Source organism: Candidatus Eisenbacteria bacterium (assembly GCA_016930695.1).
Taxonomy (GTDB): Bacteria; Orphanbacterota; Orphanbacteria; order Orphanbacterales; family Orphanbacteraceae; genus JAFGGD01.
Genome location: JAFGGD010000026.1, coordinates 76,539 through 98,762, shown reverse-complemented (window position 1 = coordinate 98,762; position 22,224 = coordinate 76,539). Strand labels below are relative to the sequence as shown.

9 protein-coding genes are annotated in these 22,224 nt (G+C 66.4%); 6 read left to right on the top strand and 3 right to left on the bottom strand.

Going from position 1 to position 22,224, the window contains the following annotated elements:
* Positions 1-27 precede the first annotated feature (27 nt).
* Positions 28-3,060, bottom strand: coding sequence for a S8 family serine peptidase (locus JW958_04565; protein ID MBN1825518.1), 3,033 nt, complete (start codon positions 3,058-3,060; stop codon positions 28-30).
* 430 nt (positions 3,061-3,490) lie between these two features.
* On the opposite strand from JW958_04565, the gene JW958_04560 reads away from it, so the two are divergent.
* From JW958_04560 to JW958_04550, 3 genes are all read left to right on the top strand, one after another.
* Positions 3,491-5,422: an ankyrin repeat domain-containing protein gene (locus JW958_04560; protein ID MBN1825517.1), complete on the top strand. Its 1,932-nt coding sequence runs from the start codon at positions 3,491-3,493 to the stop codon at positions 5,420-5,422.
* A gap of 338 nt (positions 5,423-5,760) precedes the next feature.
* Positions 5,761-7,731 (top strand): right-handed parallel beta-helix repeat-containing protein, encoded by a 1,971-nt coding sequence (locus tag JW958_04555; GenBank protein MBN1825516.1) that lies wholly within the window; start codon positions 5,761-5,763, stop codon positions 7,729-7,731.
* Positions 7,732-7,993: 262 nt separating this feature from the next.
* Positions 7,994-9,820, top strand: coding sequence for an alkaline phosphatase family protein (locus JW958_04550; protein MBN1825515.1), 1,827 nt, complete (start codon positions 7,994-7,996; stop codon positions 9,818-9,820).
* A gap of 84 nt (positions 9,821-9,904) precedes the next feature.
* Here the strand turns inward: JW958_04550 and JW958_04545 are convergent, their stop codons facing one another.
* On the bottom strand, positions 9,905-12,829 hold the full coding sequence (locus JW958_04545) for a CotH kinase family protein (protein ID MBN1825514.1): 2,925 nt from the start codon (positions 12,827-12,829) through the stop codon (positions 9,905-9,907).
* A gap of 149 nt (positions 12,830-12,978) precedes the next feature.
* Here JW958_04545 and JW958_04540 point away from each other — a divergent pair, with 149 nt between their 5' ends.
* A complete protein-coding gene (locus tag JW958_04540; protein ID MBN1825513.1) occupies positions 12,979-15,156 on the top strand; it encodes a S9 family peptidase in 2,178 nt (725 codons plus the stop codon).
* 293 nt (positions 15,157-15,449) lie between these two features.
* On the opposite strand, the gene JW958_04535 is transcribed toward JW958_04540, so the two are convergent.
* Positions 15,450-16,988, bottom strand: coding sequence for an MFS transporter (locus JW958_04535; GenBank protein ID MBN1825512.1), 1,539 nt, complete (start codon positions 16,986-16,988; stop codon positions 15,450-15,452).
* Positions 16,989-17,328: 340 nt separating this feature from the next.
* On the opposite strand from JW958_04535, the gene JW958_04530 reads away from it, so the two are divergent.
* Both JW958_04530 and JW958_04525 read left to right on the top strand, forming a co-directional pair.
* The gene (locus JW958_04530) at positions 17,329-18,195 is read left to right on the top strand and encodes an AraC family transcriptional regulator (GenBank protein ID MBN1825511.1); all 867 of its coding nucleotides are present in this window, start codon (positions 17,329-17,331) and stop codon (positions 18,193-18,195) included.
* A gap of 382 nt (positions 18,196-18,577) precedes the next feature.
* Complete coding sequence (locus tag JW958_04525) at positions 18,578-22,141, top strand: T9SS type A sorting domain-containing protein (protein ID MBN1825510.1); 3,564 nt, start codon at positions 18,578-18,580, stop codon at positions 22,139-22,141.
* Positions 22,142-22,224: the final 83 nt, after the last annotated feature.

Genomic DNA, 22,224 nt, shown 5'->3' with positions numbered 1-22,224 from the left:
CATGAATCCATCGTGTCGCGCGATTCCCTAACGGAGAAGGGTCATCTTTCGCACGGCGGTGAAATCACCGGAACGCATCCGCACGAAGTAAACCCCCGAGGAGACGGGCCGTCCGGAGCCGTCCTCTCCGTTCCAGACAACGGAGAAGGACCCGGCGGGGCGTCGCCCCGACGCGAGCGTGGAGACGCGACGGCCGCTCACGTCGTAGACCGCGAGATCGACGGCGCCCGGAGCGGGGAGATCGAAGCGGATCTCTGTGGCGGGATTGAACGGATTGGGCGCGTTGGCGTGAAGCCGGAAGACGGCGGGTGCGCCCTCGCGATCCGCCACATCGGTGATGACGTCGCAGCCGTGACCGAGCCCGCCGATCCGCTCGCCGCATGGGCTCGCCGTCTCGAGGCACGGGGAGAGACCGTCCAGTAAATAGACGCCGGAGGTGGTCGGCGCCGACTGGCAGGAGGCGGCTCCACAGAACCAGGGGTCGGCGTCGAAGGTATTCATGTCGTAAGAGGCGGAGCCACCCCCCTCCACGCCAGCCATGGCGAGATCGACGCAGACGAAATCCGCCGACGCGCCCGTGTCGAGGGACGCCTCGGCGCCGAAGGGGGCGCAGTCGTCCCACAGGATGGTCCTCTCGAAGAGGGCGTCCGAGGCCGGGTTCAGTGAAACCGCGCCGCCGGCGTTCCCCGCCGCGTTTCCGGAGAAGGTGACTCGAAGGAACGTCGCGCTCCCGTTTTCGATCCGGATCGCGCCGCCGAGATCATCCGCGCGGTTGCCGGTGATCACGCAATTGTCGAACTCCGCCGATGTGTTCGCGCCGATAAAGGCCGCGCCGCCGCCGCCGTCCGATTCGTTCCCCCGGATCGAGGCGCTGATGAAGGAGGGAGCGCCACCCATCACGTAGATCGCGCCGCCCCTGCCGGCGCCGCCGCCGACCGCTTCGTTCCCGTCGAGACGGCAGTTCCAGATCGTCGGGCTCGCCCCTTCGACGAGCACCGCTCCGCCGAGGCTGTCGCTCCCGCCGGTGACGGTGAAGCCGTAGACGAGCGCGTCCGGCGATTCGCCGCCGTGGAAATGGAAACCTCGGCCGCTCCCCTCGCAATCGATCACGGTGTGAATCGCGCCGTTTTCGGATACGAGGGTGATGTCCTTGCCGCCGAAGTCGAGGTCTTTGTTCCCCGCGCCGGTGTAGTCACCGTCGGCGACGAGGACCGTGTCGCCCGGAAGCGCCGCATCGATCGCCGCCTGGATGGTGCCGTAGGGAACGGGCACGCCGAGCACCGCGCCGGAGGCCGTCCGCAGAGGCTCGGAGGAGACGAGCGAGTAGGCCTGCGCCGAGTCGAGCGTCCCCTTGTGGCTCACCGTTACCTCGTAGGTTCCGGCGACCGGCGCGTTCACGTAGACCTGCTCCGCGTTGTCCCGGTCGTTGTCGCCGGTCGTCGCCGCGGACGAGGGGGAGGACGGATCGAGCGTCCAGGGGTAGTGGGTCGATCCGCCGAGGCGGCGCACCCGAAGATCCAAATCGTTCACGAGCATGGGATCGGTCGGATCGAGGGCGTCGGCGACCGGCTCGGCCGCCGGATCGGTCCATACGAGAGTGAGCCGGAGGGGCGTCGTCCCGTCGGCCGTGAGGTAGTAGACGTCGCTCTCGGCGTCCGCGAGGGCGTCCTCCAGAATACGCCCCGGATCGGTCGAATCGGCGCGGATCGCCTCGACCGCCCCTTCCGTGTTCAGAAGTCCCCAGCCGAACATGTAGTCCGGACCGGGCGCCGGGCCGGCTTCATTCGCGGTCTGAAACACCAAGGCCTTGACCGTCGAGGCGAGGGGGGTCGCGCCGAGGCACGACTCGTGGTATCGGAAAATCAGGTTGATCGAGCCGGAGGCGTTCGGCGTGGCCATGCTGGTGCCGCTGTAGGAGGCGTAACTGGAGTTGCTCGCGTCGGTGCAGGAGTAGAGTCCGACCCCGTTGGCGCAGATGTCCGGTTTGATCCGGCCGTCGTCGGTGGGGCCCCAGCCGCTGAACGAGGACATCACCACGTCGCTCGTGTCGGTCCAGCCGCCTGGAATATCCTCCACGGCGCCCACGGTCATTATGTTCTTGGCGTTCCCCATCCAGCTCACGCAGTCGTAGCCGGTGGATCCGCCGTCCCAGTCGCGGTCCTCGTTGCTCCAGATCCAGTCGTCCGTGTCCGGGTCCCAGACGTAATGGCCCCCGCCGGAGCCGGGGCCGTAGTCGTTCCGATCGTTGCCGGCGGACTTGCAGATCAGATAGCGGGGAGCGGCGAAGGCGATCTCGTCCCATGCCTGCGCGACCTCGCCGTAGAAACCGAAGCGGTAATCCTCGGTGGAGTCGATCGTGACGTCGCCGTACCAGTACCAGTCGCCGCTACCGGAGCTGTAGTACCAGCCGGTGATGTAACCGTAGGAGTGATTGGAGACGTTCAAGCCCGAAGCCGCGGCGGTCGCCATCTCGCCCCCGTCGTCGTTCCAGTCGTAGGCGGAGAGATTCGCCTGATAGGACATTCCCTTCGCGTCTGAAACGACGCCGGCGGCGATCATGGTCCCCGCCACGTGGGTGGAGTGGTAACTGGTCGACGAGGCGCCGTCCGCTTGGGTCGCCCGCCCGCCGAACTCTTGATGGGAGGTCCGCACGGCGCCGCCGTCCCAGACCGCCAGGTCCGCCGCCGCCGTGCCCGAGCCGGTGAGAGACAGGCCGGCGCCGCCACCGGGGTGCACCTCGTCGGTGTTCACCGTCTCCGCCGCGTCCACGTTGTGGGTCTGAAGGTAGGCGGGGTGGCCGCGATCGTCGAGAAAGTAGAGGGCGATGTTCGGTTCCGCGTTCAGCGCGGCCTGGGCTCCGGCGGACGCGGTCAGCATTTCGACGTATCGGACGGGCCGGTGCGACGCGAGGAAATCGCGATAATCGCCGGCGATCCTCGCCAGGGCGGCCGGATCCATCTCGGGGATCGGGTCCGCCGCGCGGGAGGCGAGGGGCGCGAGCGCCAAGGCACCGAGCAGAAGGGCCGCGATCGCGAAAAGAGTGTGCGGTCTGTCGTTCATCGAATCGGCTCCTTGTGGGTGCGGCCGCGCCGTGGAGGAGAATTCGCTCGGGGGCTTCGAGTCCCCGTTTCCGCGACAGGGGAGAATACGCGCGGTCCCCGTTCCGCCCGCGGGAGGTTCGGGGTCTTCCTCTTCGGCAACGCCCTTTGATTTCTTTCTAGGGTATGTTGAATTATAACCCGGCCACCGAAAGATTTCAACCACTTATTTCACAACAGCTTACAAGTTCCCCGCCCGTCACGGCTTGGACCGCCGGGGACCGGGCCTTCTTTCCTTCAACAGGCGACGCCTCCGGCCCGTCTATGGTCTTGTGGGGCGAGAGGCGAGCCACTCGCCGAGTGATGGATCGATTCCCACCTGATCCGATCCCGTGATGCGCCCCTCCCGCGGCGACCCGACGACCACACATACGCAGGGAAGGGAGAGAACCATGCGTAAATCGGCGATGATTGTTCTCCTTTTAACGGCGGCGATCGCGGTTTCGACGATCCCCGCCTCCGCCGGGGCGATCCACGACGCCGTTCGCGGCGGAGACGCGGCGCGCGTCGGCGAACTGCTCCGGGCCGATCCGAGCCTCGCCGGCGCCCTCGACGAATCGGATCGTTTTCAGGCCCGGCCCCTCCATATCGCCGCGCGGGCGGGAAACGTGGAGATCGCCCGCATGCTCCTGGACGCCGGGGCGGCGGTCGACGCCTTCGACTCCGACGAATCGACCCCTCTCGACGAGGCGGGCTTGCACCGACACATGGAGATGGTGGATCTGCTTCTCGCACGGGGGGCGGAGGTGAACCGCCGGGACAAGAACGGCGGGGACCCTCTCAGCTTCGCCGCGAGCGGCGGCGACCCGGCGATCGTCGCCCGGCTCATCGACGCGGGCGCCGATCTCTTCCACCGCGATAGGGGCGGGATCACTCTGTTGCATTACGCCGCCGCCCGCGGTTTGCACGATCTCGTGGATCTGCTGATGGAGAGAGGCGAAGACCCCGACGTCGCGGGGGACATCGGGCAGACGCCCCTTCATTGGACCGCTTTCGGCCGGGACACGACCATGGTGGAGCGCCTGGTCGCGGCCGGCGCGGATCCGAACGCCTCCACGTCGGAAGACAACACCCCTCTTCTCGACGCGGTCATGCGTGACAACGCCCCCATCGTCCGCGCCCTCCTCCGGAACGGCGCGGACCCGAACATGGCGAACAGCTGGGGGGGCACGCCGCTCCACGGCGCGGCGCGGAACGGCCGCCCCGAGCTGGTCGAAGTACTGCTGGCGAACGGGGCCGATCCCGATCATCGGACCGGCCGGGGCGACACCCCTCTCTCCGCCGCGTCGAATGAAGGCCACATCGAGATCGTCGCCACCCTCCTCGAAGCGGGCGCGAACACCGAAACGGCCGACACGACCTACGGATACACTCCGCTCCACCTCGCGGCGCTGTACGGGTACGGCGACATAGCCGAGGCGCTTCTCTCCGCGGGCGCTCCGGTGAACCCGGAGGACCGGGAAGGGCGCACGCCGCTTCTTCTCGCCTCCGCACGAGGCAACGCCGGGGCGGCGGAGATTCTCCGGAAGGCGGGGGGACGGCCGCGCGACGCCGAGACGGAGCGGCACAGTCTCGCCTCCTGCCCCGATCTGGGGAAGAAGGAAGCGATGATCTGGCACCTCGGCCACAGCGGTTGGGTGATCAAGACCGAGAACAACCTGCTCGTCTTCGATTACTGGCCCATGGGCCGAATCGCGGACGATCCCGGCCTCTGCAACGGCCACATCGATCCGGACGAAATCGCCGGCGAGCGTGTCACCGTCTTCGCGAGCCACGAGCACCGCGACCACTACGACCCGATGATCTTCGATTGGCGCGAGCGTGTGCCGAACATCACCTACGTTCTCGGCTGCCGGCCGGACAGCGTCCCCCCCTGCGTCTTCATGGACGGCCGGGAGACACGGACCGTGAACGGCATGAAGGTGACCACCATCACCTCCAACGACACGGGAGTCGGGTTCTGGATTGAAGTGGACGGCCTCACCATCCTCCACCCCGGCGATCACGCCAACCGGCTGCGCGATTTCTCCGGCCCCTATAAGGCGGAGATCGACTGGCTCGCCGAAAAGGGCGTGCGGCCGGATATCTGTTTCGCCCCGATCCGCGGCTGCGGTTTCGGCGACCAGGTGGCGGTAAAGATGGGCGTGCACTATCTGCTGGAAACCCTCGAACCGGTCGTCTTCCTGCCGATGCACGGCGGAACCGCCTTCCGGGAATACGAATCGTTCATCGAGGAGTGCCGAAGCGATTTTCCCAAGACCAAGATGGAATACCCCACAGGCCGAGGGGATCGCTTCCACTACAAGAAGGGGAGTATCAGTTAGCATTGAAACGAATCGAACCGCGTGCGGGCCGGGCTCCCCTCGGGTCCGGCCCCTTTCGTAATCTCCGAAGAGGCCTCTCGATTGTGCGGCGGATCCATACGGGCGCGCGACGAGCCGAAAGCGGCTGACACCGCTTCCTCCTTCTGGTATAATGAATTACGTCATCGACACGAAGGGAGCAGAGCTCGGGGAGCGTCGGAACGCCCCCCTTTCCCGCAGCGTCGATCGGCCGAAAAACTCCCCAGAACGCGAACGGAAGCCCGAAGCGGGCCCGAGGATCGTCGTCCGGCGCGGCGCTTTTTCGGCGTCGGGGGACGGACCGCCGAACGGAGTCTTTCATGCCACGATTCCTCTCGTTCCCTCGAACGGCGGCGATTCTCCTCCCGCTCGTCCTCCTCTTCGATCCCGCCTCCGCCCGCGACTGGATCGTCCTCCCGGACGGATCCGGGGACGCGCCGACCATCCAGGCCGCCGTCGATTCCACCGCCGCCGGGGACACCGTTTCCCTGAGCGCCGGCGTCTTCACCGGCGCGGGAAATCGCGACGTGTTCATCATGGGACCGAGCGTGACGATCCGTTCAAGCGGGGGCGACCCCTCCGCCTGCGTGATCGACTGCGGCGGCGAGGGTCGCGCGTTCCGCATCGAATCGTACAACGGAACCTTCCGGATCGAGGGATTGACGGTCCGAAACGGCGTCGCGGCACACGGCGGCGCAATCCGTTTGGGCGCGTGGCCCTATCCGGAGAAGAACGGGGCGAACGAGCACCCGTCGCTCCTCATCCGCGACTGCCTTTTCTCGGGAAATACGACTTACGGCATGGGGGGCGCGATTTACGTCGGGGATGAATCCGTATTGGACGTGGAGGATTCGGAGTTCCACGACAACGGATCCTACGACAGCGGCCCGTACAGCGCCGGCGGAGCGATCTGTTTCCGCGTCCTCGGCCCATCGAGCACCGTCACCCTGAGGCGCTGCGTTCTCGCCGACAATTTCTGCGACGGCCCCGGCGGATCCCTTTATATCGTAAACGCCCATGTGCTCCTCGAGGAGTGCGACATCCTCGACAATCGGAGCGGACTGAGCGCGGTGACGCAGTGGCCCGCGGGCGCCGGCGTCATGGTGAGACGCTATACCGAGGAGAGCCCGGACATGGAGGTCCGCGTCGAGAACTGCGACATCTTGCGAAACAAAGCCGCCATGTACCCCCCCGACTACGCTTCCGACGGCGGCGGCTTGATGGTCAAGGGGCACGACGCCGAACACTTGGTCGACCTCCGCGTGACGGACACCCGTTTCGAGGAGAACTTCAGCGCCCAAGGGGCCGGACTCTACGTGGGACGCTATTGCAACGGTCTCGTCGAACGCTGCCGCTTTCGGGACAACCTCGCCTACATGAACGGCGGCGGCTCGTACAAAGGAGGCGCCTTGGCGGATTGCCTCGGCGAATCGGTCCGCTTCGAGTTCTGCGAATTCGTGGGCAACGGCGCCGGTTTTCATGATACGGGAGTGCCGAACCGCTGGGTCGGAAACGGCGGCGCGTTCATGACGCGCCTCCTGCCGCGCGGGGAGTTCGTGAACTGCTCCTTCTCCGGAAACCGCACGAACGACAACGGCGGCTTCGGCAACGCGATCTACCACTGGGCGGAAACGGGGAGCTTCACCGACTCCAGCCAGCGCTGCCTCCTGATGAACTGCGTTTTCTACGGCGAGGAACCCGGCGACGTGCAAGTCCGCGCCGACTCCGACGGCTTCACCACCGTCGCCGGTTGCGCCTGGGAACCGGGCGAATTCAGCTGCCAAGGAGTCGTGCCGGTCGACACGGTCCTCCTCTCCGGATCGCCCTTCCTCTCGGCGGACAGCCTCAGGCTCCACGATGAATCCCCCTGCATCGACCGGGGGATCTACCTCGGAATCACGGAAGACATCGAAGGCGCGTACGTTCCCCAAGGCACCTCCACGGAGGTCGGCGCCTACGAACATCCCGATTCGACGTTCACCGGCATGGCGGGCGACACCGCCGCCCCCCCGCCGCCGGAGTCGCGACTGCTCATCCGCCCCAATCCCTTCAACCCATCCACTTCGATCGCCTTCGACCTCGCCGAGCCGGGACCGGCGCGCCTCACGGTCCACGACATCGCCGGCCGGACCGTGGCGGTCCTCGCCGACCGCGTGCTTCCCGCGGGACCGCGGGAGATCGCTTGGGACGGCCGCGCCTCCTCCGGCCGCCCCCTTCCGTCCGGGATCTACCTCATCCTCCTCGAGAGCGGAGAAGAGACAGCCGTTCGAAAAGCGCTCCTTCTCCGCTGAGCGCGGGGAATCGCTCCCGCGTCAAGCAGCGGCCCCGGCGCGCCGATCTTATAAGGAAGGGCGCGCCCGCTGGACTTCGCGCGCCGTGGGGGATACAATTCGAAAGACGCCCCCGCCGCGGAGATTCCGTTCGGCGGCGGCGCGCTCGCTCTTCCCGGAAGAGGCGGCCGGCGGACCCGGTGTCCGCGCCGTCCGCTCGGACCCGGCCGCCCCCTGCACGGCCGCCGGCGCCCGCCCCGGGAGATCCCCCCGGGAGAACGGTATGGGACGCGTCACCCTGTGGGTCTCCCTCCTCTGGGGCCTCGCCTTCGGGGTCTGGGAGACGAACTACTTCACCCGCACGAACCAGCTCTTCCCCGTCGGCGCCGGTCACGCGGCGGTCGCGATTCTCATCGGAATCGGATACGCCCTTCTGGCGCTCTCCGTCTCCGGAGTCGCCTGCCTGGCCTACCGCCGTTGGAAGAAGCGCTTGCCGGCCCTCCCCTACCTACCCGGCGTCTGGGCTCTTCTTCTCGTTCTCGCCCTCTCCCAATACCGGGAGAGAATGGACACGCGCACCGACAACCTGCAAAGGGACGGCGTCACTCTCCTGATCGCCGCGGCGGTTCTCGCGCTCTTTTTCGTTTTTCGCAGCGTCCTCTCGAAACGGCCGCGATTCGCCCTCTCTCTATTCGCCGGAGTCGCCCTCCTCGGCATCGTCGCCGGAGGGGCGCGGCTCGGCGTCGCGGCTCCCCCGCGCACCGCCCCCCCGCCGGAGGGAACCGGCGGCGTGGAACAGGCGGGGGGGATCGACGAAACGGGCCTCCGCGTGCTCATCGTCGGCCTGGACGGTGGAACCTGGGAGATCCTCGACCCCATGATCGAGCGTGGCGAACTGCCGGCCCTCGCCGCTCTCTGTGACCGCGGCGTCTCGGCGAACTTGAAGGTAGTGCTCCCCTCCTTCTCGCCGCCGCTCTGGACGAGCATCGCCACGGGAAAATCGGCGGACAAGCACGGCGTTCACGACCACTACCGCACCGCCCTCCCCCTCGGTCTGCCGCCGGTCCCCCATCAGATCCGCCGCTGTCCCACATGGACGAAACCGGTCCGTATGGCCGTCGCTTTTTATGAAAAGCGCATCGGCTTTCCCACCGTCTTGAACCAGACGGGCGACGTGCTCGTCCGCCCCGTTTGGGACATTCTCGACCAGTACGGATTCCCGACCATCATGCTCGACTGGTACGTCACCTATCCGGTTCCGCCGTCCGACGGAATCCACGTCTCCGACCAACTCCACAAGCACAAGCTCACCCGCTCGCCGGTCCCCGGTCTCGCGTGGCCGGAGGAGATCGTTCCCTCGTTGCTCGAGAAAGTAATCGCCCCGGACGAACTCGACGAGAACCTCCTCTTCGACATGCTGGACGCGAAAGACCTCGACGCGGAAGGCCGCGCGAAGCTGCGCGAGGACTTCCCCAAGTGGTTCCGCGTCGCGCGGTCGGAGATGGCCCGCGATCTGAGCAACGTGGAGGTGGCCCGCGCCGTCTTTCCCATGCGGCCGGACTGGAGGCTCGGCGCCGTCTTCTTCCGCGCCATGGACAACTCCCACCACCTCGCCTGGCGAATGAAGGATCTCCCCGCCGGAGATCTGGACCGGTACCCGGAGCGCCGATTCCGGACCGTGGTGGAGAACAACTACCGGCACTGCGACCGACTCCTCCAATCGGTGCTGGACATCGCGCGGCCCGATTCGAACACGGTGGTGATCGTCCTCAGCGACCACGGCTGGGAAAACGCCCAGTACGGCCACTCGCGCGCGCCGGACGGATTCCTCGTCATGGCGGGCGGTCCGACGGCGCCCACGCCGGAACGCCGGTCGATCCACGTGTATGAAATCGCGCCGACCGTGCTCGCCCTCCTCGGCATGCCCGTCGGCGCCGACATGGACGGCGGCGTGGCCCGGGAGTTCGTGGAGGACTCTTTCTGGGCGCGCCATCCGATCCGCGAAATCCCCACCTACGAGACGGGACGGAAACGGGCCGACGGCTCGCCCAACCGCGAGCTGGACGACGAGAGCATGGAGCTCCTGCGCGCCCTCGGCTACGTGAACTGATCCCGGCCGGGCGTGTCGCGCGCCGCGCCTTCTATTTTATTCCTGAATATTCAGATGCGGAGCGGACGGTTTCGGCGGAGCTTCTCATCGAAGAAGAACGGCTTTGCCGGTCCGGACCCCGGTTTCGGTCTCCACGCGAAGAAAGTAGACCCCCGGCGCGAGTTCGCGGCCCGCCTCGGTTCGGGGGCTCCACTCGATCCGGCGCGGGCCGGGGGCGAGGCGCTCGTCGAGGACTTCCGCCGCCAGCCTGCCGGCGGCGTCGTAGAGCCTAATGCGGACGTTGGAGGCGCGATCCAACTCGAAGAGGATCGTCGATCCGGCGGAAGCGCGTACCGGATGGGGGCTGAGTCGGATCGTCCGGACGGGCGCGGTCGACGCGCCGGGAACGGTCGCCGGCGCGCCGTTCGGGCCGCCCGGCGTGGCGGCGGCGAGCGGCGCCCAGAGTCCCTCATCCCCCGATCGTCCCCAGGCGGCGCCCGGCTCCATCGACTCGTAGACGACCGAATCGATCGTCACGCCGCCCTCCTCGATCGACGCCGACAAACGCACCTTCCCTCCCGAGGCGGACAGAAGGAAAGGGGCGCTCCAATCGTTCGCCTCGGCCGCGGCCGCGCGCCTTTCGCATCGGACCACCAGATAGCCGCCCGGCTCGAGGGACGCTTCCGGGAGGACCAGCACATCGGCCGTGTCCGGTTCGGCGGAGATTCGGAGACCGCCCAGACGGGCCGGGGCGGCGCCGTCGTTCCGGATCTCGATCCAGCCGCCCGCGGGTTCGTCCGAGGCCCCCGTTCCCTCCGCGCCGCCGGCGGCGATCTCGTTCAGGAAAAGCGGCGGCGGGGCGTATTCGACGACGCACCCGAAACGGGAGGCGGGCGCGCCGGGCGGGTCGACGGAGAGGGCGCCGTCGTCGTCCCACGCCTCCACATGCCAGGCGATCCTTGTTCCCTCCGGCATGCCGTTCAGGAAAAGGCCGTACCGGTCGCCTCCCTCTTTCTCCATCGGAAGGCGAACCGTCTCTCCCCCCGCGCCGACGTGGAGAAAGACGGAATCCACGCGGCCGTCCAGGTCGCGCGCCCTCACGACGATCCGGAACGGTTCGTCGTCCCGCGGAACCGGCGGCTCGCAAAACACGCGATCGAGGAGCGGGGGAATGTTCGCGTCCAAATGATTCGGCGCGCCCGGCGTGGGCGTCGCCGAGTAGCCGGTCCGCTCCACGTGGTCGGGGTCGCGCCCGAAGGAGACGTCCGCGCCCAGCTCGCGGTAGGCGAGCACATCGACCACCGTGTTCCTCTCCTCCTCGCGATGGACGAGCGCGATCGCCGCGCCGGAGGGGTCGAGACGGAAACCGGCGTGCGCCGGCCCCTCCTCCGTTTCCCCGTCGCACCAGAAACGGAGCCTCTCTCCCGCGTCGATCCTTATCCCATCGGGGATCCGCCACTTCTTCGGGACCGCCGGATCGTCGGTCAGATACATGCCGCCGAGATCGATGATCGATACCCACCGGTTTTCGATCTCGATCCAGTCCTCCCTCTCCCCCGCCTCGTCCCGATCCCCGTTCCGATTCTCGGCGAGCGCTTCGTTCACGCGGAGGAAGGGGAGATAGCCGGGCCGGTCCACGTGCCACTCCACCCATCGCGCCCGATCCTCGATGAACGGCTTCACGCCGTAGTCCCGCGTGTCCCGGCTTCCGGCGAAGGAGGAGGGATAGTCGAAGGCGTCGATGAAATCCCCCTTCCCGTATCCCCAGTCCATCCGCCCGTTCCGGTAGGAGCCCTCGAACACGAAAGGAGTGATCGACGTTCGCATCCGTTCGATGAACGGCTCCTGGTCGGAGAGGGAGACGGGGACAATCGCGAAATCGCGCAAATAGCCTCGCAGGCGCTTCTCGAAGGCGGGAACGCGGAGCACGCGGTCGATCAACGGCGGGAGGGATCCGCCCGTGGAGCCGAAGCCGCCGTCCCCCCAGGTCTCCACGGCCCGCGAAGCCCAGTTGATGCCGAAAAAATCGACGCCGAACGTGTTGTCCATGTCGTGGGGGATCCACTCGAAAAGGCCGTTCGCCTCGTTCCGGTAGAGGTAGTAGTTGTTGGCGCCGTACCAATAGTTGTCCCAATTGCCGATCAATAGGTCCACCGCCAGCGCCCGAAGAAAATCGTCCAGGGCGAAGCGGTTCCCCAGCTCCCGGGCGAAGGTCTCGTCGTCGGCATGGTTCACGAAATCGATGAAGGCGGCGAGATCCTCGTAATCCGGCGCGTCCAGATTCTTCTCGCCGTAGGTCTCTCCGCCCCCCAGGGCGCGGTAGGTCCCTCCGTCGCCGGGCGCGACGTAGCGAAGATCGGCGCGATCCTCTTTATACAGACACTTGTAAAGGCTCCCGCTCTTGTTCCCGAACCACGCCTCGGCGAATTCCTCGTCCACCTGCTCGATGAGAACGAACACGCCCTCCACCTCCGACCCGTCGTTGATCTTCAGGCGGACGTGCCGCGCCCGCGGCGCGGGAACGCCGACGGCGCGGTAGAGCGCGAAGGCGAGTGAGGAACGGACCAGGCTCGGGTCGTTCCGGTCGCCGTTCAGGTTCATCTTCTCCATGCCGTGGAAATGACGACCGGAGACGAAGGTGTTGAAGCTCAGCTTCCACGACTTCTTGGTCGCCGCCCGGGAGGTGTTCCCCCGAACGCGGATCCCCACGTCGCGCACCGTTTCGTCGGTCAGGGAATTCACGAACCGGACCGTGCAGCGCCGGTACTCCTCCTGCCAAGGATCATCGAGGAAAGAGTCGAAATCCTCCGGATCGAGGGTCACCTCGATGAGCGGAAGGTCGGCGGGACCGAAGACGAAGCGCTCCGCCTCCTCGTAGTCCGGGTCTCCCTCCGGCGCGAGCGTGTAGGCGGCGAGGGGAAGAGGCGCGCAGAGCGCCCAGACGGCGAGAAGGGGGGCCGCGAAACGAAGCGGGAGGCGCGCAGGCCCCTCAAAAAGCCGGGCGGCCGCCGGTTTCGTGTGTTTCGGCATCCCCGTCCTTCTCCTTCCCCTTCTATTCTTCCTCATTTCCGGGCGGTCCACAAGCCGCCGGTCGGGCGGGGTCGTGTATAATCAGTCGTCGATCGTGCCCGCCGGTCCCGCGGGACCGCTCTCCGCATCCGATGAAAGGAGGCCGCGCCATGCGCCGTCCGTTCTTCCTTCTTCTCTCCTCGATCGCTTTCGCCCTCCTCCTCCTCCCGGCCGCATGTTCCGTCGAGCCGGGGGATGACGGCCCGCCTCGGGCGCCGGTCCACACCGTGACGGACACCTATTGGGGCGTGGACGTGCGCGACGACTATCGTTACATGGAAAACGCCGCCGATCCGGAGGCGCTCTCCTGGGCGGAGGCGCAGAACGCCTACACCCGCGCCTGGCTGGACGCCTGCCCGCATCGGGAGCCGCTCGCGCGTCGCGTCGCCGAACTCCTCGGCTCCGACTCGCCGGACGTCGTCTCCATCAAACGCGGCGGGAACCGCGTCTTCGCCGCCGTGCACCGGCCGCCGGCGCAGCAGCCCTTCCTGGTGGAGATGCTCTCCTTCGACAAACCCGACGACTATCGGATCGTCTTCGACCCGAACGCGCTCGACTCGAGCGGCGGGACGACCATGGACTGGTACGTCCCCTCCCACGACGGCGCGATGATCGCCGTTTCTCTTTCGCGGCACGGCACCGAGGACGGAACGCTTTACGTTTATGACACCGACTCCGGAGAGAGACTGGCCGACGAAATCCCGCGCGTGCAGGGGGGAACCGCCGGAGGCGACGCCGCCTGGTCCGCCGACAACGGGGGTCTCTACTACACCCGCTACCCCTATCCGGGCGAGCGGCCGGACGAGGATCTCGCTTTTTACCAGCAGGTTTGGTTTCACCGTCTCGGCGACCCGATCGAGAACGATCGCTACGTGATCGGCGAGGAGTTCCCGCGCATCGCCGAGATCGGCCTCGAGGCGGACGAAAAGGGGAGCGTGATCGCCTCGGTCAGCTACGGCGACGGAGGTGAATACGCCTACTGGCTCCTCCGGCCGGGAGCGAACTGGACCCGTTTCGCCGATTTCGCCGACGGCGTGCAGGCCGCCCGTTTCGGCGGCGACGGGAACATCTACCTTCTCTCCCGCAAGGACGCGCCGAACAAAAAGATCCTCCGCCTCTCTCCGCGGAAGCCGGACATCGCCCGCGCGGAGACGATCGTCCCGGAACCGAAGGACCACGCGATCTCCTGGTTCGTCGCCGGTGAGAAGCGGCTCTACCTGGTCGAGATGGTCGGCGGCCCCTCGCGCCTGCAACCGGTCGATCTCTCCGGGCGCCCGCTCGACCCGGTCCGACTCGGGGAAATCAGCAGCGTCTCCCGCGTCACCCACCTGGGCGGCGACCGCGTGCTCGTCCGGCGGGAGACCCACACGGAGCCGCCGGCGTGGTACGAGTACCGGCCCGGTCTGCAAGAGGCGCGCCGGACCGCCCTCGCCCTCACCTCTCCCGCCGACTTCAGCGGGGTCGAAGTCACACGCGTCTTCGCGGTCGCCGACGACGGCGTCGAGATCCCGATCTTCATCATGAAAAAGAAAGAAACGCCCTTGGACGGCACGGCGCCCCTCCTTCTCACCAGCTATGGGTGCTACGGCTTCAGCCAGCGCCCCCGTTTCCGGGAGAACCGCCTCGTCTGGCTCGAGCAGGGGGGAATTCACGCCGAGGCGGGGATCCGCGGCGGCGGCGAGTACGGCGACGCCTGGCATCAGGCGGCGAGGCTGGAGAGAAAGAAGCGCTCCATCGACGACATGGCCGCCTGCGCGCGCCACCTCGCCGGTGCGGGTTACGCGTCGCCGGACCGGATCGCCGTCGAAGGGGGGAGCGCCGGCGGGCTGCTCGTCTACGGCGTCATGGTCCACCATCCGGAAACGATCGGCGCCGTGGTGAGCCACGTCGGCTTCGGCGACATGATCCGGAGCGAGTTCTCGCCCAACGGCCGCTTCAACGTCACCGAGTTCGGCACCGTCGAAGACTCGGTTCAGTTCGCGGGGATGTACGGCTATTCCCCCTACCACCACATACGGGACGGCGTGGACTACCCGCCCCTTCTCTCGCTCACCGGGATGAACGACCCGCGCGTCGAGCCGTGGCACGTCTTCAAGATGAACGCGCGGTTCCTGGCGGCGGACCCGCGCGGTCCGGTGCTGCTCCGGATCGAGCAAAAGGGGGGGCACACGGGGAGTTCGCTCGCCCAGAGAGAGGCGAGCGTCGTCGACGTCTACAGCTTCCTCTTCCGCGTCTTCGGCGTGGAGTACCGGCCGGCCGGCCGGGAGGCCGGTTCGGAGGGGGCATAGAAAAACCCTCCCGGGGACGCGCCTGAGACCCCTGAGGGCGATCCCGCGGGAGGGTGGTCGGACGGAAACACCGCCGGCATGGCCCGTTTCCCACCAGTCGGACCGATCCGTTTCGGCGCCGGCGCCGCTTCGCCTTTCCAATCGATAGACGGCCGGCGGCGGCGGAACGTTCAAAGGAAAAAGACGGGCGGCGCGGGCTCTTCGGTCCCCGTCGCCTTAAAAAACGGGGCGACCCGGCGGCCGCCCCGTTCTCTTTCACTCTCTTTTCCGCCCCCCGACCGCCGGGGCCGCGCCTACGCCTCCACCCGGTGCGCCGTCTTCCGTGTCGCCACGTAGAAGAGGATCATACCGATGGTGCCGGCGAGCCCGAAGGCGCCCAGATAGAACCAGACCTTCCACGGATGATAGACGTCCCAGAGAAGCCGCGTCGCCTCGGGGATGGGCGCCCCGGCGCCCCCGTTCATCTTCGCGGCCAACGCCTGCATCACCTCGGAGTTGGGAAGCGCCTCCGCCGCCTCGCGGCTCACGCCGAAGTGCCCGGTCATGTACTCGCGGGCGAGATCGAACTTGCTCGACCACTTCTCGTACCAGCGGCCGCCGATCCCGTTGCCGAGCGCCCAGCCGATGGCGAAGGGGATGTTCGAGTAGCCCATGTAGAGCGCCTTTTTGTCTGGCGGGGCGATCAGCCCCACGTAGGCGCTGAAGGTGGGACTGCAGGTCATCTCGCCGATGGAGAAGAGGAGCAGCATAAGGCAGACGAACCAGCCGATCATGGTGGCGCCGCAGGCGGTGAAACCGACGAGGGAGATCAGCATGCCGATCACCATCGCCGCCACTTTGTTGATTCGCCCCACCAGCCAGGAGATGGGGATCACCAGCAGGATGATCGACCAGGGATTGATGTTGATGATCATCTCCGGCTTCACCTGGCCGCTCTCCAGGAGCCAGCTCCCGCTGAAGAAGCCGAAGTAGCCCGCCACGCCGGAGGTGTCGACCCACTCCTCGATGAAGTTGGGGAGCAGGTCCCAGAGCTGCATGAACATCAGCCAGAAGCAGGAGAAGATCGCCAGGAAGACCACCAGGCGGACGTCCTTGAAGACCGTGGCGATGGACGTGACGAAAACGCCGACCGGCCCTTTCTCCACCTCGCCCTCCTTGGGCGGCGTCTTCTCCGGCTCTTTGTAGAGAAGGAAGGCGGGGACGAAGTTGAAGGCGGTCACGAACATGGCGCCGTAGAAGACCAGGTGCCAGTTGATCTCGCCGCGGAGCGGAGCGGCGCACATGGGGGCGAGGGCGCCGCCGATGTTGACCACCCAGTAGAACATCCCCCACCCCATCGACGAGGTTTCCTCGGTCGTCGACTTGGCGATGGTGCCGTGCACCGCCGGCTTGAAGACGGCGGTTCCGAAGGCGACCAGGCTCGCGGAGAAGAGGAAGACCCAGAAACCGGCCCCCTCCCATCCGTTGGCGGCGAGGGATTCGGTGATCGACAGGGAGCGCGCCATGCCGAGATAGCCGGCCATGTTGAAGAGAAAGGCGACGACCAGGCTTTTTCGATAGCCGTAGCGCTCGGTGTATCCGCCGGAGACCATCGGGATCAGGCACTGGATCAGCGCCCAGATCATGTAGATGTCCCCCTTCTCCTGGAAGCTGAGGCCGAGCCCGTTCCTCTCCGCGGACGCGACCAGATAGAGGGGAGCCACGGCCCGCACGCCGAAGAAGGCGAGTCGCTCGAAGATCTCCATCAAGTTGGCGAACCAGAAATTGGGCGGTAGGCCGCGGATCTGTTGCAAGAAGGATTGCTTTTTCACTGTCGTCCCGGCGGTTTCCATCGATCGCTCCCGGTTGTGGGTTTCTCGAGGCGCGCCACTGCGTGCGTGACGAGTTCCGAGAAATTGTAGCATCGCCTTCCGAAGGAACGGAGGCTTTTCCGGGGCGGGAGCGGAGGGGGTGGACGGCCCCGGCGCCCCCCGTCCTTGCGCCGCCGAATCCATTGCCATACAATCGATTGCGACGGAAGCTCGGTCGTCGAAAACACCGCCGGGACCGCTTCCGGACGACGCCTCTTTTCCGCAAGAACCGTCAAGCGGCGTACCCGCTCTTCCGTCTATCCTCGGTTCGGGAGGTCGAGAGAACGTGAAACCGGACACCCTCGATGACTACCGCCGGAGGATGCTCCGCGTACTGGTTCACATTCAAAGAAACCTGGACCGGGATCTGTCGCTGGAGGAACTGGCGCGCATCGCCTGCTTCTCGCCCTATCATTTCCACCGCATCTTCCGCGGCATGACGGGAGAGACTCTCGCCGTCCACATCCGGAGGATCCGTCTGGAGAGGGCCGCCCTTCGGCTCGCGACGACCCGCCGCGCGATCCTCGATATCGCGCTCGAGGCGGGATACGAAAGCCACGAGGCGTTCACCCGCGCTTTCGGCGCCATGACCGGTCTCTCCCCCTCCCGGTTCCGCGAGCGGCGCCGCCTCGTATCGGAGAACGGAACGGCACGGGTACGTTTCGATCCCGAAGGGGGCGCCGAGGATTTTCAACCGATCGACACGGGAGGATCGAACATGGACGCCAGGATGGAAACGATCGGACCGCTCCGGGTCGCCTTCGTGCGGCACACCGGTCCCTACGACGAATGCGGGAAGGCGTGGGGGACGCTCTGCGCGGTGCTCGGTCCGAAGGGGCTGCTCGGCCCGGACACGCGTTTTTTGGGACTCTGCCACGACGACCCGGAGGTGACGCCGCCGGAAAAGATCCGATACGACGCCTGCGCCGTGGTGGACGAGCGCTTTCAGCCCGAGGGAGAGGTGGGCGCTCAGGTCCTACCCGAGGGGGAGTACGCGATGGCTCTTCACCGAGGCCCCTACTCCGGCCTCGCGGCGGCCTACGCCGAGCTGTGCGGGCAGTGGGTGGCGCGCCAAGGACGGGAGGTCGCCTCCGCTCCGAGCCTCGAGTTCTACCGGAATGACCCCAACACCACCGCCCCGGAGGACCTCCTCACCGAAATTTGCGTCCCCCTCGAACCGGCGGAGTGATCTTTCTCCCTCGGACGACGGGAAACAGGAGGGTACGGAGAGTTTCTTCCATTCCGGAAACGGTCTTCGTTTTCTTGTCCGGTGATCGGACGCAAACCGATCACCGGTCTTCTTTTGACACATACGCCTCGTTGCGGTATAGTTTCCGCTGAAACGAGGTGAGCAATGACTCCACTCGGTTTCGCTTCCCCGAATACACATCTCGATCCACTCCTCAAGCACTGCTCGCCACGCGCCCTAACGATCGATCGAAGGAGCGAGGTTCCCCACGGGGGGCGCATCGTCCGCGGATGATCCATCGCCCCCACGCGGTTTCGCCGACCCGTTCATCATCAACCGTGGAACGGGAACCACCACGGCGTTGGCCGAGGAGGGCAGTCCGATGAACCGCATGCGAACCACCGCGATTCTCGCCGCTTTCTTCCCGCTTTCGTTGCTCTTCGTAGCGCCCGCCGAAGGGACGGTCCGCGCCACGCCGCGCGGAATCGATCCGAACCGCGATCCGCGAGGGGAATCGGTTTCCTCCGCCGGCGATCTCGTATCGACAAAACAGGCCGCGCCCGGGGACACGGTCTGGATTCGGGTTCACGACGACGGGAGCTGCGATCCGACCGGTGATCCGGCGGATGGCGGCCAGGGGACCGGACTCGCCCCCGGCGGGGCGACCTGGTGCTGGGAAGGCGGGCTTGTCGCGCCCGGCGTCCACGACTCCTGCTCCTCCACCTCCTACTACGGCTACGGTCTCCCCGGGTGCTTCCGGCATTACGACGTCACCGCCGCGATCCCCAACTTCTGGCACCTGGACACGCTGATGGCCTTTAACCCCATGATCGAGGAATCCACCGCCTGGTGCGGACAAAGGGCTGATTCGCCCAACTGGGCGAATCCGTCGGGGTACGGTCCCGATTATGACTGCAACCTGATCCTGAATCTCGGGCGGGCGGGCGAGACGTTCAACGCGGCGGACGGCTTCACCGTCGGCGGCGTGCACATGTACGACTGCGAAGTCGGATACGACTGGTGCTATCTCGATTACTCTCTTTCGAACGACCCGCCGACCGCCGCATGGCTCCCCCTCGCCGTCTTCACGGGAACGAGCAACCCGGAACCGGGATGCCCCGACAGCAGCGATTACGGATGCGCCCAGTACGATCCCTTCTCGGCGATCGGTCCCTCCCTCGACAACTCCACCGAGGACCTCTTGGTTCGTTGGCGCTTCCTGTCCGACAAATGCTGGGACGACCAAGACGGTGCGGGAGGCGCCCATACCGACGGCGCCTGGCGGGTGGACCACGTCTCCGTCAAGGGGCGGCTCTCTCCGAGCAGCTTCTACCCCTTCAACGACCCCGGATCGCGCGACACCTACGAAGATTTCGAAGAGGGCATGCCGCCCGAGTGGGCTATTCCCCACTATCCGCACGCGCAGATCGGCGGATACTGGAACGGAGGGCGTTGGGTCGACGGCGTCCCGACGACCTGCGATTGGTGGCACATGGAAGTCGATCCCGGATACGCCAACCAGGGCGGGACCTGCACCTACTCGAACAACTGGATGTGGGCCGCAGACGACGAGGCGTTCACCCAGAACAATGAAGACCTCTACCACTACCGTCTCGTCTCGCCGGCCTTCGCCTGCGGCGAGGACAATCCCTACTACGATCCGGACGGGATGGGCCCGGGCCCGGACAATCAATGGACGGGCGTCGTCGTCGAATCCGACGAATACATCTGCATCAAGGACGAGGTCGGAGACGTGACGGACACGAAGACGCGCGTCTTCGACTCGGCGAAAGGATGCTGGAGTCTCTGGCGGGGAGACAACTACGTTTCCGTCGGCGGCTGCATGTTTTGGAACGTCGACCGCGCTCGGAACTGGTCCGAATTTCTCGGCCCCGGCATCGACTCCATCCAGTTCGCCTGGGATTTCTTCGATCGCTGCGATTACCGAGCCTCCATGGAACTGCCCTGCATGGGCCGGCACACGGGGGCGACCTATCTCGTCGACAACGTCAGCGTCGGGGTGTTCGATTCTCACGGGACCCGTTGGAAACAGGGCGCGAGCCAGCGCTTCGCCGACACGTTTGACCGCTCTCTGTCGATGCACTCCCTTTACCGGGAAAACCCGGACCTGACCCCCACCGTTCCCTGGGAGACGGAGGATTCCCTCACGATCTTCGTGAGCGATCCGGACAAGCTTTATAGCGGCCCTCCCCCGCTCAACTCGGACGTTCATCTTCACTGGCGCATTTCCACCGACTGCGGCGCGACATGGGACAAGGAACCGTCCCGACCGCGCGGTTCCACCGCGTTCCCCACGGTGCCGTGGAACGAGAAAACCATGAACTATTCGCGCGCCCTATCCGGTCCCCATGTGGAAATGGACGCCGAGGTGCTTGTCGGTCTCGGGCCGGAGGAAGGAACGGACGAAACGGACGGCGTCGAACGGTGGAATCGCGTCCACGAGAACGCCGGCGTGTACGCGTCCATCATCACGCGCGGCGACAATACGTGCTACCTGAACGGCGCCGAACTCTGGCCCGAGGGAACGGAGATCGAGTACTTCATGACCGCGAGGGACAGCCTGGACGACCGCGATACCTTCCCGAACCGAAACGCGATCAACCGGAACGCGGAGGAGCTGGTGGAGACCGCGGCCGGCCGGGAACACGACCGGCGGGAAGGATGGCCGTTCATCGTGCGCGTTCTTCCCTGCCCGACATCGGTGCGGCCCCTCCCTTCCGGCCAAAACCACGCGGTTCTTCTGGTCGATTCCTACGGCCGGCGAGACTACGACATCAGCGCGGACCGGGACGACGAAAAGCGCGGCGTCCGCTGCTTCCCCCTTGTCTCTCAGATCTATCGGGAAACCCTGGACCGGCTCGGCGTCCAATACGATTTCTACCGCGCCGGGTACGGCGCGCGGCGCGAATCGGGCCGGGGGCTCGATTCCCAGCCCTGGGCGTGCCAAAGATACGGGGGCGTGCTCAACCACCGGTACGGCATGACGCGGCGGTACCACACGGTCATCTGGTTCTTCGGCGAGTACAACTCCGAGACGGTGCATCCCAGCTCGCAACTCGAGATCCGGGACTATATCGATCGGAACGGTTTGACCTTCCCCGATTCCGCCAATCTCTGGTTGATCGGCGATGATCTCTGCGAGGACGAGATGCTGACCGACCCGGCCTGGACCGATCCCTACGGCGAATATGAGACCGACGGCGCGTACCTCTGGACCACACTCGCGGGATTGAACGGCGTCTCCGGCGGCTGCGACGACGACGACGGCATCTCGCCCCCTTACGGAATGGGGCTCGTGGGACAGGTGGGAACGGTGCTCGCGGGCATCACGGCGGCGCAGGGATACTGGGACTGCCCGATCCGCCACAACCCGGACAAGGGGGCGACGGTCCAAACCGCCACGTCGATTCTGAAGTACGCCACGGACCAAGGACCGTCCAAGTTTTGCACCTCGCTGCAACGCCACCCGACCGGCTCGAAGGTCGTCGTCTCCCTGGTCGGTCTCGAGCTTCTCTGTTCCGAAAGGGAGAGGGACTGCATCGCCCAATGCATTTTAGGACCCGATTGTTTCGGCGCGGGCATTCCCGATCCGATCTCCGACTGCTCCATCGAAGTCGGCACCGGCTCCGGACATGACGCGCCGGAGCGCCTCGCCATCCGCGCCAACCGTCCCAACCCCTTCAATCCGACGACGACGATCGGTTTCGACCTGCCGTGGGAGGACAACGTAACGGTTCGGATTTTCGACGCGGCGGGACGAAGGGTCCGCGAGCTCATGAGCGGAAAGGTCGAAGCGGGCGCGGACCGGCGGGTCGTCTGGGACGGACGGAACGATCAGGGCGAACCGGCGGCGAGCGGGGTCTACTTCTGCCGTATCGAAGCCCGCGGCGAAACGGCGATCCGCAAGATGGTGCTTCTGCGTTAGCGCCGTCAAGACGCGCGGTTTTTCATTCCACGGAGAAGAGGACTTCGCGCGCGTCTTCTTCTCCCGCCCGTTCTCGCTCGGGG

Coding starts and splice junctions, on each gene's coding strand:
- JW958_04565 (MBN1825518.1), bottom strand. CDS start 3,060: ATGAACGACAGACCGCACACTCTTTTCGCGATCGCGGCCCTTCTGCTC.
- JW958_04560 (MBN1825517.1), top strand. CDS start 3,491: ATGCGTAAATCGGCGATGATTGTTCTCCTTTTAACGGCGGCGATCGCG.
- JW958_04555 (MBN1825516.1), top strand. CDS start 5,761: ATGCCACGATTCCTCTCGTTCCCTCGAACGGCGGCGATTCTCCTCCCG.
- JW958_04550 (MBN1825515.1), top strand. CDS start 7,994: ATGGGACGCGTCACCCTGTGGGTCTCCCTCCTCTGGGGCCTCGCCTTC.
- JW958_04545 (MBN1825514.1), bottom strand. CDS start 12,829: ATGCCGAAACACACGAAACCGGCGGCCGCCCGGCTTTTTGAGGGGCCT.
- JW958_04540 (MBN1825513.1), top strand. CDS start 12,979: ATGCGCCGTCCGTTCTTCCTTCTTCTCTCCTCGATCGCTTTCGCCCTC.
- JW958_04535 (MBN1825512.1), bottom strand. CDS start 16,988: ATGGAAACCGCCGGGACGACAGTGAAAAAGCAATCCTTCTTGCAACAG.
- JW958_04530 (MBN1825511.1), top strand. CDS start 17,329: ATGCTCCGCGTACTGGTTCACATTCAAAGAAACCTGGACCGGGATCTG.
- JW958_04525 (MBN1825510.1), top strand. CDS start 18,578: ATGAACCGCATGCGAACCACCGCGATTCTCGCCGCTTTCTTCCCGCTT.